Here is a 16566-nt window from a genome sequence, read left to right as displayed (position 1 = left end):
GACGGACACAACATGATGACCTCGCAGTGGTCGCCGCGCATGGCGGAGCACGTTGAAGAAGCTAAGAAAGTCGTCTGTGAGCTGCACGCAGAACTAATCAAGTGGAACCTTGTCGTGTGGACTGCAGGCAACGTCTCGCAGCGTGTGCGCGGTATAGACGGTGCCGAGGACGTCCTCGTCATCAAGCCTTCCGGGGTTCCCTACGACAGGTTGACACCGGCTGACATGGTGGTCTGTGACCTTGACGCGAACCTGATTATCGGCGAGCACTCGCCCTCGTCTGACACCGCCGCGCACGCCTACGTTTACCGCCACATGCCCGAGGTCGGTGGCGTGACCCACACCCACTCAACATACGCAACTGCGTGGGCAGCAATCGGTGAAGAGGTTCCCTGTGTCCTCACCATGATGGCTGACGAGTTCGGAGGCCCGGTACCGATCGGCCCGTTCGCCCTCATCGGTGACGATTCCATCGGACGCGGCATCGTTGAGACCCTTTCGAAGTCCAACTCTTCCGCCGTCCTCATGCAAAACCACGGCCCTTTCACGATCGGAGAGGACGCGGAAGCCTCCGTGAAGACGGCGGCCATGGTTGAAGAGGTCTCCCAAACGATCTGGGCAGCCCGGCAGATGGGCGACCTCATCCCCATCCCCCAAGAGAAGATCGATTCTCTCTACTACAGGTATCAAAATGTCTACGGACAGCACAGCGAAGGAGCGAGTGACTCGGAATGAAAAGCGCATTTGAAGGAAAAGAGATCTGGTTCCTAACCGGTAGCCAAGACCTCTACGGTGAGGACACGCTGGCTCAGGTCGCTCACCAGTCACAGGAGGTCGTTACGGATCTGAACCGTGACGGGGACCTTCCTGTGCGGATCGTTTGGAAGCCGACACTGAAGGATTCTGATTCGATCCGCCGCGCCATTCTTGACGCCAACAGTGACGACAATGTCGTTGGAGTCATCACCTGGATGCACACATTCAGCCCGGCGAAAATGTGGATCAATGGTCTGGGCGTCCTGCACAAGCCCCTCCTGCACCTCAACACGCAAGCCAATGTGGCACTGCCCTGGGACTCAATCGACTTTGACTTCATGAACCTCAACCAGTCCGCGCATGGCGACCGTGAGTACGCCTACATTCTCTCCCGCCTTCGGATTGCACGGGAAACAGTAGTCGGCCACGTCGGAGACCCAAAGGTTCGTGAACGCGTCGCACTGTGGTCACGGGCATGCGTCGGGTGGGCTGCCGTCAATGGCCTGAACGTAGTGCGCTTTGGCGACAACATGCGCAACGTTGCCGTCACCGACGGTGACAAGACCGAGGCCGAGCGCGTGCTAGGCGTCAACGTGTCAACATGGTCGGCGAACGAACTTGTTGAGGAAATCTCCAAGGTGACCAGTACCGAAGCAGAGGCATTGGCAGCAGAGTACGAGTCCCTCTACGACGTGGTTCCAGAACTCCGCGAAGGCGGGGCTCGTCACGACTCTCTGGTTTACGCCGCTAGTCAAGAAATTGCGATTCGGCGCTTCCTTGAGGAGCGGAACGCCGGGGCCTTTACCACGAACTTTGAGGATTTGGGTGCCCTCAAGCAACTCCCCGGCATCGCGGCACAACGCCTCATGGCACAGGGCTATGGGTTTGGCGCCGAGGGCGACTGGAAAACAGCCGTCCTCGTCCGAGCAGTCAAAGCGATGAGTGAGGGGCTGCCCGGTGGTGCTTCCCTAATGGAGGACTACACTTATAACCTGGTCCGCGGCGAAGAGCTGATTCTTGGCGCACATATGCTGGAGATTTGCCCGTCACTGACCACTCAGAAGCCTAGAGTTGAGATCCACCCGCTCGGAATAGGCGGCAAGGAAGACCCTGTACGCATGGTGTTCCACACCGACCCCGGGCCGGCTGTCGTGGTTTCCATGGCAGATATGGGGGCACGCTTCCGCCTGACTGCGAACGAGGTCGAGGTGGTGACGCCACCGGCTCCCATGCCCAACCTGCCGGTCGCACACGCCGTGTGGAAGCCGCAGCCATCGCTTGAAGTCTCGGCAGAATGCTGGATGGAGTCCGGCGGAGCTCATCACACAGTCCTGACAACGTCGGTGGGTGCTGACATTTTCCGACTGTTCGCGGAGATGGCAAGCACTGAGCTACTAGTTATCGACCAGGAGACAACCGTCCCGGCGTTCAAGGACAAGCTACGCTGGAACTTCGCGTACTATCACCTGGCTAACGGGCTGTAGAAAGTAGAATGACGATGTCGCAGAAGCCGATTGCGCCGGGCCAATCCGTAGCTGTTAAAACGGCCCGACGCCCGTCAATGGCGGATGTTGCCGCTGTTGCCGGGGTCTCGCACCAAACGGTTTCTCGCGTCCTCAACAACAAGGGATCCGTCCGGGAAGAAACGCGCCAGCGTATCTTGGAAATCATGTCTGACATGGGCTATCGGCGCAATGAGTCGGCGCGGGCGTTGGCATCGAGCCAGAGCCGACTCATTGGTGTTGTCACTCCCCGCCTTGTTGAGTGGGGGCCAGCCACAACTCTCCTGTCATTGCAGCTTGCGGCAAATGAAACCGGGTACTTCGTGAGTGTGGCAACGCTTGCCGAGTTCACTGCGGAAAACATGGAGCGGGCAGTCGATGATCTGCTCAGCCTGGGAGTTGCGGGCCTAATCGTGATTGCACCAGTGGAGCCTATGGCTCGGGAACTTGAAACCCAGACGATTCCCGTTCCAACACTTGTTATTGCGTCCAGTTGGATCAGTTCCGACTCTGAGATTGCTCGAATCGGAATTGATCAGCGCGTCGGTGTGAAGACAGCGCTTGCACACCTCAAGTCGCTGGGGTGCGACAGTGTTGCTCACATCAAGGGACCAGATGGCGACTTCGATGCAATGGAACGCGACGCCGCGTGGGCAGAGGGCGTGGCAGAGCTGGGTATGACTAAAGGCGCCCGCATTCAGGGCGCCTGGGATGCGGACACGGGGTACGCGGCAGCACAGCAGCTGCTTGCCGCCCCCCTGCCCGATGCGGTGTTTGTTGCCAACGACCAGATGTCTCTGGGAGCTTTGAAGGCTCTGTCCGAGGCCGGGGTACGGGTCCCTGAGGATCTGCGGCTCTTTGGCTTTGATGATCAGGATGGCTCTGCGTATTTCGAGCCGGCCCTGACCACGGTGCGCCAGGACTTTCAGGAAATCGGGGATGAAGCGATAGCCGTCCTGCGACGGCTAATCGAAGGTGAGAGCCCGGCGATTGCGATGATTCCAGCAACCTTGGTGCTTCGGGCCAGCGCATAGCGCCGGGCTCCTCCACCCGGACGGCTACTCCGCCGCCAATGCCTCCACCGGTGACACCCTCGATGCGCGGCGCCCCGGGACAATCGACGCCACCAGCGCCGCGCCAATCGCAACGACCACGATAATCAGCCACTGCACCCACGGCACCGCAAGCACAGACTCACTGACACCTGTCGGCAGTGACATGAAGCCGACTGCCCCGAAGTACGCTCCGGCCAGGAGTCCCAGCAACGTGGAAGTAACCGCAATCAGCAGCGCTTCCCAAGACAGCATGGACCGCACCTGCTTGCGGGTCATCCCCAGAGCACGCAGCAGCCCATTCTCCCGGCTTCTTTCTGCAACAGATAGCGACAGAGTGTTGGTTATGCCAACCAGGGCAACCAGGACGGAAACCGCCAGCAGGCCCACAACTACCATCACCAGAATGTTGACAATCTGGTCGATTGCGGAGCGCAGGGCCACTGCCCCCTCAATCTGTAGGTCTGAACCTGATTCCTGGATCTGACTGATGACGTCCGCATACTGCTCGGGATCTTCCAGTTGCATCCACACCTGAGTGGGGGCAAGTTCTACGCCCATGTTGGTCGCCGTTGCGGGCGTTACAACGAAGCGATCATCGCCCGCGGTTCCTTCCGAAGGAACGAGTGTCATGTCAACACAAGTGTCCTCCACACATACGGATCCTTCAGTTGCAGCCGTCACCAGCCACGCTGGAACAAGCACCTCTCCATCACTCAGAGCTTCAGTGCTGCCGCGCATTACGGAGTCGAGGCCGGAGTCAACCACCAGTGTCCCCTCAGATCCGAAGACCTCAGACCCCTCACTAACCTCAATTCTGGCAGGTGCACCATCGACAACCACTGATGTGGCAAGCCCAGGAATCGCTTCCAAATCGCTCAACTGCTTGTCTGTGAATCCTGCAGGTGGTGCAGAAACAACCAGGTCAATGGGCGCTGATCGATCCAGTGCTGCGGCCGAGGTCGCGCGCAGCGACTCTGCCCCAAAGGTCACCATTGAGATTAGCGTGACGCCAATAAACACTGCGATTCCCGTTGCAGCAGTTCGCCCAGGGTTTCGCACTGTGTTCACGGCTGCCAGTCGGTATGACTCCGACCTGCCCCACTTCCCGACTGCCCTCGTGATTAGAGGTAGGACGGCAGACAGAAGCGTTATCAGTGCCGCAGCGGTAAGAACAGCAAGTCCGAGGACGACCGGGAACCTCTCCATCTTCAAATCCGGATCTGTCGTAGAGAACGCGAGGTACGCTGTGGTGCCGCCCAGGGCCGCTGTGAGAACCCCACTGACCAGGCCAGTTACCACCTGTTTGCGTGTCATCTGCGCAACGGTCTCGGGTCTGCCAGCCAGAGCCTGCACCGGTGCAACCCGAGAGGCCCGGAGCGCGGGACGGAAACCCGCAAGCGTCGTGAGCAGTGTGCCGGTCACTAGAAGCACCAAGACCTGGGTGATGCTCACTGATGTCAGTGCCACGGCAAAGCTGGAAACCACGCCGCCTGCGGATGCAATGGCAGACCCGCCGAGCACCCCCACAACGATGCCGATGACAGAGCCGACCAGGCCCACCGCAACCGACTCCATGACCATGAGTCGGCGCACCTGTTTGCCCGTGGCTCCAATGACGCGAAGGAGTGCCAGTTCGCGTTCGCGTTGCCTGAAGATGACCTGGAAGGTCGTTCCAATAACGATCATCGCGACCGTCGCCGCAATGACCGGGAATAGTAGCAGCATCAGTGTCAGGGCTGCACTGGAGGTGTTGATCGCCTTCAAAGACTCTTCAGTTGCATCGTGGCCGGTCGTGACGACTGTGCCTTCAATGCCGGCCTCGTCCAAGGCTGCCCGGACTGCGATAGCGAGGTCTTCTTGCACCTCGGAGGGCAGCTCCGCCTTGTCCCCGGCGGCTAGGATTTCCTCAGGTTGTAGGCCCGGAGATGTGGCTGCGAGCCCCTCGTTAGTGAAGAAGACGTCCGCGACCGAAACCATGATTGATTGCTGCTTCGTCTGGACTATTCCGGTGACGGTGAGGTCGAGAGGGTTGCCCTCCCTGTTCTTCGCGGTGAGGACTGAGCCAACCTCAAGTTCGTACCGCTGCGCCACCCCGTCACTGACGAGAATCTCGGTGGTTGTTGTTGGGTTGGTGCCGGACTTTAGGGTTTGGGTGTGGAGGTGTTCCCCTCCGATCGTTGCCGCTGAAAGCCATGGACTGTCTGGGCGATCCAGCTCCACGCCGGAATAGGACGCCGCATAGACTTCCGTGACCCCTGGGACGCCCTCGACCACACCGACAGCCTCCGTGAGGTCAGGCCACTCTGCAGATTCGTAGTCGGGTGACACCACGACTGCTGCCCCCGTGTACTGGCCCGCGACCTGGTCACGGATTCCCTGGTTGAGGGCACCCCCGAAGACGAGGGCGGCGGCTACGAAGGCCACGGCGATCGCTGCCGCTACCACCGTCGCGGTGTAGCGCCTGGCGTGGTGTTTCAAATTTGCTCGAATTAGGGGACCCATCAGGCCACCTGCTTGATCTGTTCGGCGCTGGGCTTCCACAGGTCGGCAGCGATCCTGCCGTCACGTACCACAATGACCCGATCGGACCTTTGGGCGACATGGTGGTCGTGTGTGACCATGATGATGGTTTGTCCCAGGTCATCAACTGCACTGCGCAACAGCGACAGCACCTCATCTGTCGAGGCCGAATCAAGGTTGCCTGTGGGTTCGTCAGCAACGATGATGGCGGGCGCGGCCACCAGTGCTCTGGCGAGGGCGACCCTCTGCTGCTGGCCTCCGGAGAGCTGCGAGGGGAAATGGTGGAGTCGGTTGGTGATTCCCAGGCTGGAAACAATCATTTGGTAGAGGTCTTCGTCCACCTTGTGACCCGCTAGTCGGCTGGGTAGAAGGATGTTGGCCTTGGCGTCGAGGGTTGGAATCAGATTGAAGCTCTGAAACACAAACCCGATGCGGTCGCGGCGCAGCCTGGTGAGCTTGTCATCCGAGAGGCCCCGAAACTCCACGCCCTCAAGGCTCACAGAGCCGGAAGTGATGGCGTCAAGACCAGCCAAAACATTGAGCATGGTGGACTTCCCTGAGCCCGAGGGCCCCATGATTGCGGCGAACTGCCCCGCGTAGAAATCGACGGACACTCCGTCAAGGGCTGCGACTGCGGTCTCGCCCTCGCCATAGAGGCGACTGACGCCCCGCAGGCTGGAAACCACACCTCCCGGCGCTGTTGCTGGTGGAATTGGATCGGTTGGTGCGCTCTGGTGGCGCGGCTCGATGTTGCTCATGTATTCAAGCATTCCACGCACGGGTTCAGAAACGGCTCGGGGTTCCCCCTGAAATCCCCCTGGTTGCTCCCTAGAGAGACTTGGCAGATTCCGCCTCGTCGGCCGCCTTCTGGTCTGCGTCTTCGTTCCTGTCGCGCGCCACGTCCTCGTACCAGTCCGTCAAAGAACTGTCCTTCTGGTCGAGCCAGCTCCCGGCTCCCCTGTCGGGTTCGGTGACACCGGCTGAGAATGCGAAGGCGTCTCCGTGCTGGCGGATTCCCTTGCGCACGCCCTCTTCAATGGCAACGGTTGCGTATTTGCGGCGCAACACAAGTGGGTCGGTGGAAAGATCCTTCCACCAGGCAATCATGAGGAAAACCAGGATGATGGCGAACGGCAGCGCCGCAATGGTCACTAGCGCCTGCAGGGCGCTGACTGTCTCTTCTCCCCCGGCAACCAGCAGTGTGATGGCAACTGCGGATAGGGAAACACCCCAGACCACAGTGAGTTTCTTGTCGGGATTGCTCTTCCCGCTCTGGCTGGTAGTCGCCATGACAAGTGAGGCGGAATCGGCGCTCGTCACGAAGAAGATGGTCAGGGAGAACATGGCAACGACGGATGCCAGAGCCGTAAACGGCAGGTTGTCGAGGACGCGGAACAGGTACTCCTGGCTGGACTGCACAGCGGAGATTTCGGCGCCGTTCATCTCCATCCACATGGAGGTGCCACCCATTATTGAGAACCACAGCAGGCAGACAATGGAGGGGATGATGATGACGACAGTGACAAACTCTCGCAGCGTGCGTCCTCGCGAAATCCGCGCAATGAACATACCGACGAACGGTGTCCATGACACCCACCACGCCCAGTAGTAGGTCGTCCAGCTCTCCATGAACGCTGCGGCTTCCGTTGACGACGAGGCCGAGACGCTCAGCATGGCCGGGAGGCCACCCACAAATGCGACAAGTGCCGAGGGAATGAAGTCCAGGAGGAACAGTGTGGGTCCGGCAATGAACACGAATAGTGCGAGGACGAGGGCGACCACCATGTTGATGTTTGAGAGGATGCGGATGCCGCGCTTGACACCGGAAACAGCGGAGAAGATGAAGACGATGGTGAGGGCGACAATCAGTCCGATGATTGCCCCGTTACCAAGGGGTCCGATTCCAGAGACTATCTCTACTCCCCGACAGATCTGCAGTGCACCAAGACCTAGGGATACAGCGGTCCCAAATAGTGTCACGAGGATTGCGAATGTGTCGATGACGCGTCCCAGAGGCATGGCGAGACGTTCATTGAAGATGGGGGTGAAGATCGCAGAAATCAGGGGGGAACGCCCTCGGCGGTACGCGGAGTAGGCAATGGCGCCCCCAACCAGCGCATAGAAGGACCACGCAAATGGTCCCCAGTGCAGCAGTGTTTGTCCGATTGCGGCATTCATCGCTTCGGGGCTCCCCGGGGTTGCACTGAATCCCGGGGGCGTGTTGAGGAAGAAATGCAGCGGCTCGTACGAGCCGAAGAAGAGCAGCCCAATCCCCATGCCGGCGGAAAACAGCATGGCAATCCACGAGCCCGTAGAGAACTCCGGGGCTTCGTCATCGGTCCCGAGAGGGATATTGCCCTTCGACGAGTACCCCACGATTAGCATGAACGCGAACACCGTGATCGTGAGGATCGTAAAGAACCACCCGGTATTCAACGACACCCAGTGAACTCCCGCAGCCGCGGCTTCCCCCAGTTCTTCTGCGTCAAAAATGCCCAGGAGGACGAGGGCGATCACGACGACAAGGGCTGTACCCGACACCCACCAATCAACCTTGAACTTCTTGGCGTCCTCGTCAACTGAAATACCCGGAAGTAGTGCCGGATGCAAAGCTCCGTTGGCACCTACGAGGTCTTTGAAGGATTGTTGATTCTCTTGCTGTTTTGATACTTGCTGCGCAGAAGGCATTGTGAAAGTTGGGTAGCTTGCCCTTCTTCAAGGGTCGGTCGAGCCCGGAATCATGTCCGGAACCGCGGTCCACCATAGCATGCGCTTCTCCGGGACCCTGAGCATCCTCAGGATGGAGAGTCCGCCCACAGCCATTAGGGTCAGCATGGCAGGGCTGGGACAATGGGGGTATGAGTTCCCATCAAGACTTCCGCAAGCGCATCATTTTCGTTGATATCGATGGCACACTGATCGACCATGCCTCGCCCGTACTCCGTTCGGCTTCTGACGCCATAAAAAGCGCCCGTGACAACGGACACCTGGTCTACATTTCCACTGGACGTGGAGCGACAGACATCCCCCGTGGCGTCAGAGAGATCGGGTTTGATGGTGAAATCACCAACGGTGGCGCCTTCGCGCAAGTTGGTGATGAGCTGATTTTGTCCCGGCCGATGGCTAGGGAAGACGTGGCGTTCCTCATCGACTACTTTGAGAGTCGTGGGGTCTCGATCTTGGTGCAGACACACGAGAAAACGTACACGACCCCCGGCGCTCACGCCCTCATGAGTGAGTATGCGCGGTTCTTGGACCAGCAGAAGGCCATGGAGGCCGTTGCGGAGCCAGAAGATTTTGTGGAGGGACCGGCGGAGACATTCACCGAGTTTATTGAAGGCTTCGACTTCCTCGACGATTCGAACATGGAGAACGCGGCGAAGCTCCTTTTCATCTCTAATGCACCCGTCGACATGGCGGACGTCGAGGAGAACCTGGGCGACCGTTTCCACATCATTCCGGGCTCCATGCCGATTTCTCAGGGGGCCGACGGAGAGATTTCCCCGCTGGGTGTTTCCAAAGGTTCGGCCATTGAGGCCGTCCTCGAACACGTGGGAATACCTGCTGAGGATGCCGTGGGGATTGGGGACAGCTGGAATGACGTGGAGATGTTTGACATTTGTGGCGAAGCGGTCGCCATGGCGGGTGCCGACGAGGGCGTTAAGGCCCGCGCGAACCGTGTCACAACCAGTGTCCGTGAGGGCGGGGTACACAAAGCGTTCACAGACCTGGGATTGATCTAGCCAATCCCGCCCCGACAATGAGCCTAAAGACGAAGCCTTCCGGCGTCCTCACCGACCGGGAAGCCGAGGCCGGATACAAGCGGAACCTGAGTTCCCGCCACATCCAGATGATCGCCCTCGGCGGCGCGATAGGGACGGGACTCTTTTACGGATCGTCAGCCGCGATTCAACTTGCTGGTCCTTCCATCCTTCTGGCGTATCTGGTTGGTGGAACCATTGTGTTTCTCATTGTCCGCGCCCTCGGCGAGATGTCGGTTGCGGAACCGGTATCGGGGGCATTTTCGTTCTATGCATACAAGCACTGGAGTCGCCGGGCTGGTTTCGTCGCGGGGTGGAACTATTGGTTCACGTACATTGCGGTTGCGATGGCGGAACTGGCTGCGGTCGGTGAGTTCGTCAACTACTGGCTACCCGGCGTGCCAAAGTGGGTGACTGCCGCCTTCTTCCTCGTGGTCATCACCGCGACGAACCTGGCTTCGGTGAAGGTTTTTGGGGAGACGGAGTTCTGGCTCTCGTTGATCAAAGTGCTCGCGGTTGTCGGAATGATTGTTTTTGGTGTGGTGATTGTCGTCCTCGGACTGAAGACGCCCTCGGCTGGAGTTACACCTTCCTTTTCCCACCTCTTCGATCAGGGCGGCTTCTTTCCGAACGGCGTCACAGGGTTCCTTCTTGCGTTGGTAGTTGTGGCGTTTTCTTTCGGCGGCACAGAACTGGTGGGGGTGACTGCGGGCGAGGCCGAAAACCCTGAGAAGACGATTCCGAAAGCCATCAACCAGGTCATCCTCCGTATCCTCATCTTCTATGTGGGTGCGCTAGCGGTCATCATGGCCGTCATCCCATGGTTCACGATCGATGGCTCCATGAGCCCATTCGTGCAGATCTTTGACACGCTGGGAATTGCGAGTGCCGCACACATCCTAAACTTCGTCGTCATCGTGGCAGCCGCGTCGGTCTACAACTCAAGTCTGTATGCGAACGGCCGCATGCTCTACACCCTGTCGCAGCAGGGGAACGCCCCCACCTACCTTCAGAAAATGTCATCGAGCGGGCAACCGTGGGCAGCGATCCTTACCTCCTCCATAGTGACGGTCGCTGCGGTTTTCGTAGTCATGGTGTGGCCAGACTTCGCATTTACGTTCCTCATGGGTCTGGCGACCTTCGCGGTGGCGGCCTCGTGGTTCATGATCACCATGACAGAGTACAAGTTCAGCCGTGGACTGACCCCTGGTGAACGCGCTGCTTTGAAGTTCAAACTGCCGGGAGGACGCGCGGCGACCGTTCTGATTCTGGCCTTCTTGGCGCTGCTGTTCGTGCTGATGTTCTTCTCTCCCTCGTTCCGCCTTGCAGCAATCATCGGCCCGCTGTGGATCGTGTTCTTGCTGGTGGCGTACCAGGTGCGTCAGAGGATCAGTTCGAGGCCGTAGCGAAACCCGGCGAGACACGCCCCTCCCCCGACTCGCGCAACAGCCCACCCCTCCCCCGCGTACGCAACAGCCGCCCCTCCACCGATTCGCGCACCAGCCCCCATCCCCGATTCGCGAAATGTATACGTTGGGCGCTGATGTTGGTCTGGGGTACGTACCCCAGGGTTACTTCGGCTCCCCACGTATACATTTCACGCCATGGGACGGAAGCTCCCGCGATGAAGACAGGAATATCCACGATCGGAGGTGGTGGGCCCGCACCACTACGGAGTGTCACAGCACTACGGAGCCAGGTAGGACATACGGAGCCAGCCAGACCCATCGTTGACCAGACATAGGGAGCCAGCCAGGCCCAACACAGCCTACATCACACTGTTATGCAAGCCCAGTCGGCTCGCTATGCCCTAGCAGGCTCGCTAACGACTCCCGGCGCAGGCGGACACGCCGGGGCCGGAAGTGGCGCCGGCAACGGTGGCGCGGGCCGAGGCAACGGTGGCAGCCGAGGCCCGGCGCGGGCGGCTTAAACCAAGTTCCCCCTTGACCGATAACTTTCCGTATCGACCAAGGGGGAAGCAGGTGCGAAATACTACTTCGTCGCCGTCGCAGCCTCCGCTGTCTCCACTACCTTCTGCTTCCTCTTCAGGAATGTCAGAACGTAGAGCAGGACAACCGAGAGGATGATCCCAACGACGAGGGCGATTTGGCCGCCTACTGAGCTAAGCCCACCAAGGAAGAGTCCGACGACTCCATAGTCAGAGTCTGAGAACGTGGCGTTGGACAGACCCATGTCGCCGAGGACGGGCAGCAGGAACAGCGGCAAGAACGTGATCAGCAGGCCATTTGAGAAGGCGCCAAGGACCGCGCCCCGCCGTCCTCCAGCACCATTGCCAATCACACCGGCAGCAGCACCTGTCATGAAGTGTGCAACTACGCCAGGGATGATGATGGTCGTACCAAGGGCAATCATCACACCCATACCGACGATTCCACCCACGAAGCTGGAGAGGAAACCAATCAGGACAGCGTTTGGAGCGAAGGTAAAGACGATCGGAACATCCAGAGCCGGCTTTGCATTCTTGACCAGTTTCTCCGAAGTGCCCTTGAATGCCGGGATGATTTCAGCAAGGACAACTCGAACGCCAGCGAGGATGATGAAGACACCAGCAGAGAAGGTTGCGGCGAGCATGATCAGGTAGACCACAAAGTTCTGTCCGCCAGAGAGCTCGCTCTGAATGTAGGTCGGTCCCGCGAACAGGCCAACGATGAGGTAAATGACAGCCATCGACAAGGCAATCACAACCGTGGTGTCACGCAGGAAGCCAAGGCCCTTGGGGAAGTTCAAGTCCTCCGTTGACTTCGACGTTCCCTTTCCACGCGTCAGGGTGGCGACGAGGCCGGAGAGCGCGATTCCTGTGTTGCCGGTATGACCCAATGCAACCTGGTCGCCTCCGGTCACCTTGCGCATGAACGGTTGCACCAAGGCTGGGGACACCACCATGTAAACGCCCTGCATGATGGATCCCCACAGGATCACCTGCCATTGCGACATACCGGAAACGGAGAGGAGGGACTGCGGCGCGCCGTAGATGACCTCGTCCAAGACGGTCTGCTGGCCCGAGAACAAGGCCGCGGCACATTCGTCACGGAGCCACGCTTCACCGAACAGGTCAGGGAAACCTTCGCGGGGCGCGTCACGGGCTTTTACAGGCAGCAGTCGATCTTGGGCCATGACATCACCACCCAGGTTCTCCGCAACGGAATCGCGGTCAACGCGGAGGCGGCGCAGGCTCTGCAGTTGGACCCAACCGATGAGCTCATTGTGCTGGAACGGCTCCGCTATGTAAACGGCGCACTGCACCAGCACGTCGAAACCTACCTGCCCGCAAGCAAGTACCCGGGAGTCCTAGCGCACGACTTCTCAAGCGGGTCCCTATTCGACTACCTCGAGCAAGCCTACGAGGTAGTGATGAGCCGCAACGATCTCCTGGCGCGCGTGGAGGTCCCAAGCCCAGCCATGGCACACCTCTTGCAAGCCAAACCCGGCACTGCGATCCTCGCAGTTGACTCAACCGTGTACTCTGACGGAGACACGCCCGTGGCGTTCGGAATAGCGCGTCACACCCCCGCGAACAGCGAGATCAGCTTCAGCATGCGCAACCCTAGCTAATCGTCGCGTGCCACTCTTGGAGCGACCTCACCTTCTCACTGCCACGCAAGTACTCCGCGATACCAAGGGCCGCCATGTACGCCTCCGAAGTGGTGGTCACATAAGGCACCTTGGCGCGAATCGCCGCCTTGCGGATAATGCTGTCGTCATACTCGGCGTCTGACCCGGCAGGCGAGTTGATCACGAGTTGCGCACGACCCTCCTGAATCGCATCGACAACATTTGATGACCCCTCATGCACCTTCTTAAGAACCTCCGCGGGAATCCCATGCTCCTGAAGGTAGGTTGCGGTCCCCTCTGTGGCGAGAAGCTTGAAACCATTGGCTTGCAAGGTGCTGGCTGCCGCCAGCAGGTTGTCGCCGGAGCTGCCCGGCCCATCATCGACTCGGTCGCGCTGCGCCACGGTGATGAGGGCGGCACCGCTTGTTGGGAGTTGCGCCTGGGCCGCCTCTTCACTCTTGAAGAATGCCAAGCCAGGCAAAGTGGACAACCCCAAGACCTCCCCCGTTGAACGCATCTCCGGGCCCAGCACCGGATCGACCTCGGGGAACATGTTGAACGGGAAGACAGACTCTTTGGCCCCAAAATAGGGGACATTCTTCTCCGTCAGGTTCAGGGATTCCAGGGACTCACCCAGCATGAGTCTGGTTGCCAACGAAGCCATATTGACATCGCAGACCTTCGAGACCAGCGGGACCGTCCTCGACGCCCTCGGGTTGGCCTCAAGAACATAAACCACGCCACCCGAGATCGCGTACTGAACATTGATCAGGCCAACCACCCCAAGTTCCACGGCAATCCGGCGCGTGTAGTCCTTAATCGTGGCTAGGTGTTCCGCGGGAATCGTCACGCTGGGAATCATCGCGGCGGAGTCCCCGGAGTGGATTCCCGCGTACTCAACGTGTTCCAGGACCGCGGGAACAAACGCCTCAACGCCGTCACTGAGAGCGTCGGCCTCACATTCGAGGGCGTTTTCCAGGAACTGGTCGATAAGGATGGGTGAACCGCCCTCGGCCGCATCCATGTAGCGGCGGAGATTGTCATCATCGTGGATGATCTCCATGCCGCGTCCGCCAAGAACGTAGTTAGGGCGGACGATCACGGGGTAGCCGATGCGAGCGGCAGCGTCCAGCGCCTCCTCCGTAGTCACCACCATGTCGGCCTGGGGCATGGGAATTTCCAGGCGGTCCATCATCGCCCGGAAGAGGTCGCGGTCTTCCGCAAGATCAATCGTCTCCGGTGACGTGCCGATGATCGGAACTCCGGCATCCTTCAACTGCTGCGCGATGTTCAACGGAGTTTGCCCACCAAACTGACACACCACGCCCTCGGGCTTTTCGCGTTCAACGATGGCGAGGACGTCCTCGACCGTTAGTGGCTCGAAGTAGAGCCGATCAGCAGTGTCATAGTCGGTTGAGACGGTTTCGGGGTTGCAGTTGACCATGATGGTCTCGTAGCCTGCGTCCCGCAGAGTGTAGGCGGCGTGAACGCAACAGTAATCAAACTCAATACCCTGTCCAATGCGGTTGGGGCCGCCACCAAGGACCATGACACGCGGAGCTTTGCCGTCGAGGTCGAGAGTCGAACCCGACCCGTCCTCCGGCTCTCGCGTGTAGGTGGAGTAGTAGTATTCGGCGTCCTCGACGCCAGACACCGGGATGGCTTCATAGCGGTGCACGATCCCCGCGGCTCTGCGGGCGTCGCGCAGTTCAGCCTCGGACACACCGAGCAGATCGGCCAGATAGGCATCGCTGAGCCCCGCTTCCTTAGCGTTGCGAAGGGTGTCGTCCGGAAGGTCTCCAAGTGCGCCGGCAAACTGCACAACTGCTTCCTCGGCGGCGACCACCTGCGCCATCTGCTCCAGGAACCACACGTCGATAGCAGTTAGCTCCGCGAGGACGGTCGGTGACATGCCACGACGAAGCGCTTCGTAGAGGACGTACTGACGATCGGACGAGGGCGTAATACACGCCTTGATAAGCGCATCTTGGTCGAGGCGGCGCAGTTTGGGAACGTCCCCTAGGCCATCACGGCCGTTCTCCAAGCTCCGCGTCGCCTTACCGAGCGCTTCCTGGTAGGTCTTGGCAATGCTCATGACCTCACCAACTGCGCGCATCTGAGTGCCCAACTCATCACGGGCTGCCGGGAATTTCTCAAATGCCCAGCGCGCCACCTTCGCCACGACATAGTCGCCGCTGGGGGTGTACTTCTCTAGGGATCCGTCACGCCAGTAGGGGATTTCATCCAGCGTGAGTCCTGCCGCAAGAAGGGTCGAAACCATTGCAATCGGTAGTCCCGTTGCTTTGGATGCGAGGGCGGAACTGCGAGAGGTGCGCGGATTGATCTCGATAACGACAACCCGCCCACTCTTTGGATCATGCGCCAACTGCACGTTGGTGCCGCCGATAACACCCACTTCGCTAACGATTCTGTGGGCGATTTCTTCCAGGCGGTCCTGCAGGGTCTGGTCGATTGTCAGCATTGGCGCGGTACAGAATGAGTCGCCGGTGTGCACGCCAACGGGATCAACGTTTTCAATGAAACAGACGGAAATCATCTGGTTCTTCGAGTCCCGAATGACCTCAACTTCAAGTTCCTGCCAGCCAAGAATCGACTCTTCAACAAGGATTTGGTCGATGGGTGAAGCCTGGATCCCGCGGGCTGCGACAATGCGCATCTCGTCCTCGTCATCCACAAAACCGCCGCCGGTTCCCCCCATCGTGTAGGCCGGACGAACGACAATTGGGTAGCCGACCTGCGCGGCGAAGTCGAGGGCGTCCTCAACCGTCGTGACCGTCTTGGAAGCCGGCGTGTCGACCCCTATTTGGGCCATGACACGTTTGAAGGTCTCACGGTCTTCCCCACGCTCAATAACGTCGCGAGTAATCCCGATCATCTGTACGTCGTGAGCCGCCAGAATGCCCTTTTCATCTAGCTGCATCGACAGGTTGAGGGCTGTCTGACCACCCAGGTTGGGCAGGAGCGCATCGGGACGGGAAGCCTTAATAATCTGCTCGAGGCTTGGCACTGTGAGTGGCTCAATGTAAGTGGCGTCCGCCATCACGGGGTCGGTCATGATGGTTGCGGGGTTGGAGTTGACTAGGGTTACGTCATAACCCAGGCGTCGCAGGGCCTTGCAGGCCTGAGTGCCGGAGTAGTCGAACTCGCAGGCCTGCCCAATCACGATGGGGCCAGAACCAATGATGAGAACTTTGGCAATGTCAGTGCGCTTCGGCATGACGATCCTCCTGGACCTAGACTGCAGACCGCAAATTTAGAGGCTGCTCTTGAGCCTAAGACGCTTGGCGTATCTTGCGCGTTGCGTGCTCACCGATGGGACTTCGGTTGCGCGCCCGACAAAAATGCGCATCGCGTCGTGGGGCTGGATCAATATGTCGG

General features: G+C 59.4%; 11 protein-coding genes. 6 read left to right on the top strand and 5 right to left on the bottom strand.

Annotation, left to right across the window (positions count from 1 at the left end; translation table 11 throughout):
* Positions 1 to 12: 12 nt before the first annotated feature.
* From IDL90_RS07010 to IDL90_RS07000, 3 genes are read left to right on the top strand one after another with little or no spacing between them, the layout of a single operon-like run.
* Complete coding sequence (locus IDL90_RS07010; RefSeq protein WP_187994900.1) at positions 13 to 735, top strand: L-ribulose-5-phosphate 4-epimerase; 723 nt, start codon at positions 13 to 15, stop codon at positions 733 to 735.
* Positions 732 to 2240 carry an L-arabinose isomerase gene (araA, locus tag IDL90_RS07005; RefSeq protein ID WP_187994899.1) on the top strand — a complete coding sequence of 503 codons (1509 nt, stop codon included), beginning with the start codon at positions 732 to 734 and terminating at the stop codon, positions 2238 to 2240. The genes IDL90_RS07010 and araA overlap by 4 nt, the downstream gene beginning before the upstream one ends.
* A gap of 8 nt (positions 2241 to 2248) precedes the next feature.
* Entirely contained in the window at positions 2249 to 3292 is a 1044-nt protein-coding gene (locus tag IDL90_RS07000; protein ID WP_187994898.1) for a LacI family DNA-binding transcriptional regulator, read from the top strand.
* A gap of 24 nt (positions 3293 to 3316) precedes the next feature.
* Here IDL90_RS07000 and IDL90_RS06995 read toward each other — a convergent pair whose 3' ends face one another.
* The 3 genes from IDL90_RS06995 to IDL90_RS06985 all read right to left on the bottom strand — a co-directional run bounded on the left by IDL90_RS06995 (position 3317) and on the right by IDL90_RS06985 (position 8521).
* On the bottom strand, positions 3317 to 5815 hold the full coding sequence (locus tag IDL90_RS06995) for an ABC transporter permease (protein ID WP_187994897.1): 2499 nt from the start codon (positions 5813 to 5815) through the stop codon (positions 3317 to 3319).
* A complete protein-coding gene (locus IDL90_RS06990; protein ID WP_182141140.1) occupies positions 5815 to 6591 on the bottom strand; it encodes an ABC transporter ATP-binding protein in 777 nt (258 codons plus the stop codon). Before IDL90_RS06990 ends, IDL90_RS06995 begins: the two co-directional genes overlap by 1 nt.
* 70 nt (positions 6592 to 6661) lie before the next feature.
* Positions 6662 to 8521 carry a BCCT family transporter gene (locus IDL90_RS06985; RefSeq protein ID WP_187994896.1) on the bottom strand — a complete coding sequence of 620 codons (1860 nt, stop codon included), beginning with the start codon at positions 8519 to 8521 and terminating at the stop codon, positions 6662 to 6664.
* Positions 8522 to 8691: 170 nt separating this feature from the next.
* Here IDL90_RS06985 and IDL90_RS06980 point away from each other — a divergent pair, with 170 nt between their 5' ends.
* Together IDL90_RS06980 and IDL90_RS06975 are read left to right on the top strand one after the other, a co-directional pair.
* Positions 8692 to 9576 carry an HAD family hydrolase gene (locus IDL90_RS06980; protein WP_187994895.1) on the top strand — a complete coding sequence of 295 codons (885 nt, stop codon included), beginning with the start codon at positions 8692 to 8694 and terminating at the stop codon, positions 9574 to 9576.
* 17 nt (positions 9577 to 9593) lie between these two features.
* Positions 9594 to 11000 carry an amino acid permease gene (locus tag IDL90_RS06975; protein WP_223175248.1) on the top strand — a complete coding sequence of 469 codons (1407 nt, stop codon included), beginning with the start codon at positions 9594 to 9596 and terminating at the stop codon, positions 10998 to 11000.
* 586 nt (positions 11001 to 11586) lie between these two features.
* On the opposite strand, the gene IDL90_RS06970 is transcribed toward IDL90_RS06975, so the two are convergent.
* Positions 11587 to 12729 carry a PTS ascorbate transporter subunit IIC gene (locus IDL90_RS06970; RefSeq protein ID WP_187994894.1) on the bottom strand — a complete coding sequence of 381 codons (1143 nt, stop codon included), beginning with the start codon at positions 12727 to 12729 and terminating at the stop codon, positions 11587 to 11589.
* Here IDL90_RS06970 and IDL90_RS06965 point away from each other — a divergent pair.
* Positions 12721 to 13167: a GntR family transcriptional regulator gene (locus IDL90_RS06965; protein ID WP_187994893.1), complete on the top strand. Its 447-nt coding sequence runs from the start codon at positions 12721 to 12723 to the stop codon at positions 13165 to 13167. The genes IDL90_RS06970 and IDL90_RS06965 overlap by 9 nt on opposite strands.
* On the opposite strand, the gene carB is transcribed toward IDL90_RS06965, so the two are convergent.
* Positions 13160 to 16405, bottom strand: a complete 3246-nt coding sequence (carB, locus tag IDL90_RS06960) for a carbamoyl-phosphate synthase large subunit (RefSeq protein WP_187994892.1) — start codon at positions 16403 to 16405, stop codon at positions 13160 to 13162. The two genes, IDL90_RS06965 and carB, sit on opposite strands and share 8 nt — an antisense overlap.
* Between the last annotated feature and the right edge of the window lie 161 nt (positions 16406 to 16566).

It is taken from the genome of Schaalia sp. JY-X159, assembly GCF_014525425.1.
In the GTDB taxonomy this organism is placed as follows: Bacteria; Actinomycetota; Actinomycetes; order Actinomycetales; family Actinomycetaceae; genus Scrofimicrobium.
This window is presented reverse-complemented; position numbering and strand designations above follow the sequence as displayed.

Coding starts and splice junctions, on each gene's coding strand:
- carB (WP_187994892.1), bottom strand. CDS start 16,405: ATGCCGAAGCGCACTGACATTGCCAAAGTTCTCATCATTGGTTCTGGC.
- araA (WP_187994899.1), top strand. CDS start 732: ATGAAAAGCGCATTTGAAGGAAAAGAGATCTGGTTCCTAACCGGTAGC.
- IDL90_RS07000 (WP_187994898.1), top strand. CDS start 2,249: ATGACGATGTCGCAGAAGCCGATTGCGCCGGGCCAATCCGTAGCTGTT.
- IDL90_RS07010 (WP_187994900.1), top strand. CDS start 13: ATGATGACCTCGCAGTGGTCGCCGCGCATGGCGGAGCACGTTGAAGAA.
- IDL90_RS06985 (WP_187994896.1), bottom strand. CDS start 8,521: ATGCCTTCTGCGCAGCAAGTATCAAAACAGCAAGAGAATCAACAATCC.
- IDL90_RS06995 (WP_187994897.1), bottom strand. CDS start 5,815: ATGGGTCCCCTAATTCGAGCAAATTTGAAACACCACGCCAGGCGCTAC.
- IDL90_RS06970 (WP_187994894.1), bottom strand. CDS start 12,729: ATGGCCCAAGATCGACTGCTGCCTGTAAAAGCCCGTGACGCGCCCCGC.
- IDL90_RS06980 (WP_187994895.1), top strand. CDS start 8,692: ATGAGTTCCCATCAAGACTTCCGCAAGCGCATCATTTTCGTTGATATC.
- IDL90_RS06990 (WP_182141140.1), bottom strand. CDS start 6,591: ATGAGCAACATCGAGCCGCGCCACCAGAGCGCACCAACCGATCCAATT.
- IDL90_RS06975 (WP_223175248.1), top strand. CDS start 9,594: ATGAGCCTAAAGACGAAGCCTTCCGGCGTCCTCACCGACCGGGAAGCC.